Genomic DNA, 3,964 nt, shown 5'->3' on the forward strand with positions numbered 1-3,964 from the left:
GTGCTTTGTCGCGTGGGGCGGTGTCTGCACATCTCCAGAATATAGCAGGTCGGATTCAGATTCAAGATGAGTGTCATTCAGTCTTTGTTTGCTGACTATTATCCAGGAATTGATGGGTGCTTTGTGTTCCGCTGCTGACTTAAGCAGGATGGACTTAATTCCAGGGCTGACTTTCAGCCCAGATTTCCCATCCAGCAGTCCGGTTCCGCATGTGTTCCCTAAGAGGATTCTCCCCTTCCTCCTTATCCCCTTCCCCCTGGCAACCCAGAGGGGCGGGCGCGCAGGATTCTTCAGCATGCGCGGCCGCACAAGGGCTGACGCGAGCTGGCCCGCCATCGGTACGTGACACCCGGGGAATTTGTGGAGGGCCGAGGTCCCGGGCCAGCCCTTGCTGCTGGCCGCGCTGGTGCTTCGGAACCTGCGCTGCTGCCCGATGGGTACCACCAATGCCTCAACACGCTCTCGTTCCACTTCCAGCTTCAGGTCAGGGGGTTCTGCACAGGCAACGTCAGCCGAGAAGCTGGTGGAGTCCCTGATCCAGCTCCTCGAGGCAGGAGCTACACCCTGGAGGCGGGAGTGGGATGCCAGTGGCGGTGGTCACCACGTCAACCTGCTCTCTGTTCATCGTTACCGAGGCGCCAACCCGATTCTTCTCACGCTTGGATTGCACCTGCGGGGATCAGAATTGCCCTACTGGTGCGGGTTCGCTGAGGCCAGGGCGCTGGGGACCTTTCCTTGCGAGAGCAGCAAGGGGTCCGGATCCTCAGGCCCCAGGTCAACCGCTTTGAGGCTGATGCTGGGGGGTCGGACAGGTCGGACACCGCTGACGCGACAACTGGATTCAGCACCGACGGATCCCCCATCGAGCACGTTTGGGTCAGCTTTCGTCCCGTGGTCGTCTTCAACGCGGCTGATCTTGATGGGGATGGCCTTGGGTTCTGATTGCCGAACGGCAGCGGGAAGCTGGGTTGCTTTCCAGGCCTGAGCCTGAATGTCTCGCTGCTCTGATGCCGTTCTCAGTGGCTGGCCTGTTCCTCTCTCTTACGGAGGGGAGTGTGCCTGCTACCTCCCCCCGATCGATCGGATCCAGCTGCCTTAGCGCCAGGCGTTTCATTCTCTGGAGGGCTGTTATGCCACTTGGGCCCATGAAGCCATCCACTCCACTGGCCATCCGTCTCGGCTCAAGCGGGACCTTAGTGGTCGCTTCGGCTCGATGGCCTATGTCCGTGAGGAACTGATCGCGGAGCTCGGGGCGGTGCTGCTAGGGGATTGGCTGGAGATCGGCAGCGCGATGGAGAACCATGCCGCGTATCTGGGGCACTGGATCGAGCTGCTCAGGGAGAACCCGCAGGTACTGTTCCACGTGCTGGGTGAGGCCAGGCGGGGAGTGGATCTCATGATGTCCGAAGCACTGCTTCATTGTGCTCAATTTGACCCAGAACTAGCAGAAAAGAGTTTTGGGGAAAGTGGTGTCGGTTTGGATCTCGATGCGACGAATGTATGGATGGCTATACGCCTCCCGTAAAAGAAAGTTTTGCGACAATGAGTGGCATTTCGTGATGATACTGATAACGGAAGTGTGTTGCACGATAGAATTGCCATTCAAGCAAGTAAGGAATCTGCCAAGTCTTCAAATTCTGTGACATGCAGTCAGTTTGCTTGCGCATTCATCATCGTTTCTGCTAGGAGAGGTCTGATGTCATCCGCGTACAAATCATATTCGGCACGCCTTCTGGAGCTATGGGGCGATAACGCATTGCACCAGTCAGACTCCTTTCTGGCTGCGTCTTACGTCAATCACCAACTGCCCGATGCAGCTGGGAGCACATCAGCCAAGTCGCTTGACGAATGGAAAGCCTTGGTCGCGGAATTTCACTCCGGTTTCTCTGATGTGAAGATGGAAGTATTGCTACAGATCGCGGAAGGCGATTATGTCTGTTCTCGATGGCGCCTGACTGCCACGCATACCGGCACCTTTAGTGGACTGAAGTCCACTGGGAGAACAACGACTTGGACAGGGACGCACACGGACCGCTACCATGGCGATCAGCTTGTTGAAAGTTGGGTCGATTGGGACAAGTACAGCTTCCTTGAGGGGCTCGGAGTTGTAGGCTAATTTGAATCAAGTTGCGACTGCCAGCTCAGTCACTCTTAATTCATCACGAGCAGGGTATGAAGTGATTTGCCTTCCGGGGCAACCCCCGTTGTTATCAGCTGAGGCAGTGCGTACAGCCCCATGACAAGGCGCGTATCCATTAAGATTAACAGTACTCGGGCGGCACTGTCGTCCAATCGGTTTCTCAACAAAACGACCTGGTGGGACTACTGAGCTTGGCAGTATAGTGAATTCTAGATTAACATTGGACAAGAGCACTGCGCCACGAGGAATTAAGAGAATAGCATGATCAAGAACCTTGACCACGTCACTTTTGTCGTCAGCGATGTCGATGTGGCCATACGATTTTTCAGCCTTCTTGGATTTATGGAAGACAAATCTGTTGTAATTACTGGTCAACAGTTCTCGACTTATATGGGAGTGCACGGAATTGCGGCCGAGCACGTCACGCTCGTCCTTCCCAACGTTTCCCCACGGTTGGAGGTGCAATTGCTGAAGTATCGCTATCCAGACCCCCTTCCTAACCCGGCGATTGGCGATCTCACGAAGCTGGGGTTCAATCATCTCTGCTTTGCTGTGGATAATCTGGAGGCTGAGGTGGCCAGGCTGATAAACCAAGGCGTGAAACTCCGGAACAAGGTCATGACCTTCCATGATCGAAAGCTAGTCTTTCTTTGCGGACCGGAGGGCATCACTGTGGAGCTAGCGCAGTGGAATCAAGGCATTCAAGCTGATCCCAACGGATGAACGTGCGCTTGAGCCGAGCCGATGACTCTCATCTCCACGCTGACCTTCTTCTCGATCATGCTGGCCTTGGCAGCGGTGCCTAGCGCAAGTGTCGCGCTGGTCGTTTCGCGATCAGCCACCCTCGGATTCCGCAACGGCGCAGCGGTGGCTGGAGGAATCGTCCTCGGTGATCTGATCCTGGTCGCGTTAGCCATTCTTGGCATGAGCGGCCTAGCGGAGAGCATGGGGAGCCTGTTCTTCCTTGTTCGCTGCCTGGCCGGCGGCTACCTGATCTGGGTCGGAATTGGATTGTTACGCTCCAGTCTGGATCTGTCGGCGAACGAACTCGCTGATACACGAGCGTCGTCTCTTGTGTCAAGTTTCTTGTCGGGTTTGTTCCTCACCTTTGGTGATCTCAAGGCCATCCTGTTCTATGCCAGCCTCTTCCCCACTCTGTTTAATCTGCGCATACTGACTCCCTCAGACATCGCCATCATTGGCGGTATCACAGTTATTACCGTCGGCGGCGTCAAGCTGGTCTATGCGTATGCGGCACGAACGCTTCTGGCCAGGTGGCAGTCGCGTCGGGTGCACAGGGCCACCACAAAGATTGCCGGTGGGTTGATGATCGGTGCAGGCGCGTACGTGATTATCAAGACCTGAGGAAAGACTTCGTGTTGCTCTGGCTGCAGGGCAAAGCTCGCTGAAGGTTTTCTGGAAGTCGACTCTGGGCGACCGTCAAACCCCGCCCCGATGATCCACCGCCATCCCACCAGCCCCTCGCTGTTCTTGGGGGAGGTGGGGGCAGCACCCGGCAAGGGCTGACGCGTGTGCCAGGGGCACCCCTGCCTGAGCTGCTGCCGCCGGTGGGTGGAAGCGGTGTTCGTTGCCGTTCCTCCCATGGAGCCGATCCCATCCGCTCAGCCCCTCGCCGCTGACCTCCAGCTGGCTGCCACGATCGAGGCCTGGGAGGTTGCCTGCACCCAGGGTTGGCAGCAGCCTGAGCCGGAGTGCCTGCAGGCTGAACCCTCGCTTCCTGCAGCCGACCAGGGTCTGCTGGGTTCAGCCTGGGACAGCTGGTCCACTCACCCCTACCTGGAGAAACCGCAGGTGGAAGAACAG

The 3,964-nt window shown here is 57.0% G+C and carries 6 protein-coding genes and 1 pseudogene; 6 read left to right on the forward strand and 1 reads right to left on the reverse strand.

Features of this window, described 5'->3' with window-relative positions:
* A partial coding sequence (locus ACWJI7_RS14060; RefSeq protein WP_479938834.1) for a hypothetical protein occupies nt 1-297 on the reverse strand: 297 nt, incomplete at its 3' end.
* A gap of 136 nt (nt 298-433) precedes the next feature.
* Between ACWJI7_RS14060 and ACWJI7_RS14065 the strand changes: the two genes are divergently transcribed.
* From ACWJI7_RS14065 to ACWJI7_RS14090, 6 genes and pseudogenes are all read left to right on the forward strand, one after another.
* On the forward strand, nt 434-985 hold the full coding sequence (locus ACWJI7_RS14065; RefSeq protein WP_479938840.1) for an ArdC family protein: 552 nt from the start codon (nt 434-436) through the stop codon (nt 983-985).
* A 129-nt stretch (nt 986-1,114) separates the two neighbouring features.
* Nucleotides 1,115-1,525, forward strand: a pseudogene (locus ACWJI7_RS14070) (zincin-like metallopeptidase domain-containing protein); the annotation flags it as partial.
* A gap of 171 nt (nt 1,526-1,696) precedes the next feature.
* Nucleotides 1,697-2,116 (forward strand): ester cyclase, encoded by a 420-nt coding sequence (locus ACWJI7_RS14075; protein WP_479938835.1) that lies wholly within the window; start codon nt 1,697-1,699, stop codon nt 2,114-2,116.
* A gap of 285 nt (nt 2,117-2,401) precedes the next feature.
* Complete coding sequence (locus tag ACWJI7_RS14080; RefSeq protein WP_479938836.1) at nt 2,402-2,863, forward strand: VOC family protein; 462 nt, start codon at nt 2,402-2,404, stop codon at nt 2,861-2,863.
* Between the two features lie 21 nt (nt 2,864-2,884).
* A complete protein-coding gene (locus tag ACWJI7_RS14085; RefSeq protein ID WP_479938837.1) occupies nt 2,885-3,505 on the forward strand; it encodes a LysE family translocator in 621 nt (206 codons plus the stop codon).
* A gap of 237 nt (nt 3,506-3,742) precedes the next feature.
* The coding region (locus tag ACWJI7_RS14090; RefSeq protein ID WP_479938838.1) for a hypothetical protein at nt 3,743-3,964 on the forward strand (222 nt) is incomplete at its 3' end.

The sequence above is a fragment of the Cryptocyanus atlanticus LEGE 06306 genome, assembly GCF_056633155.1.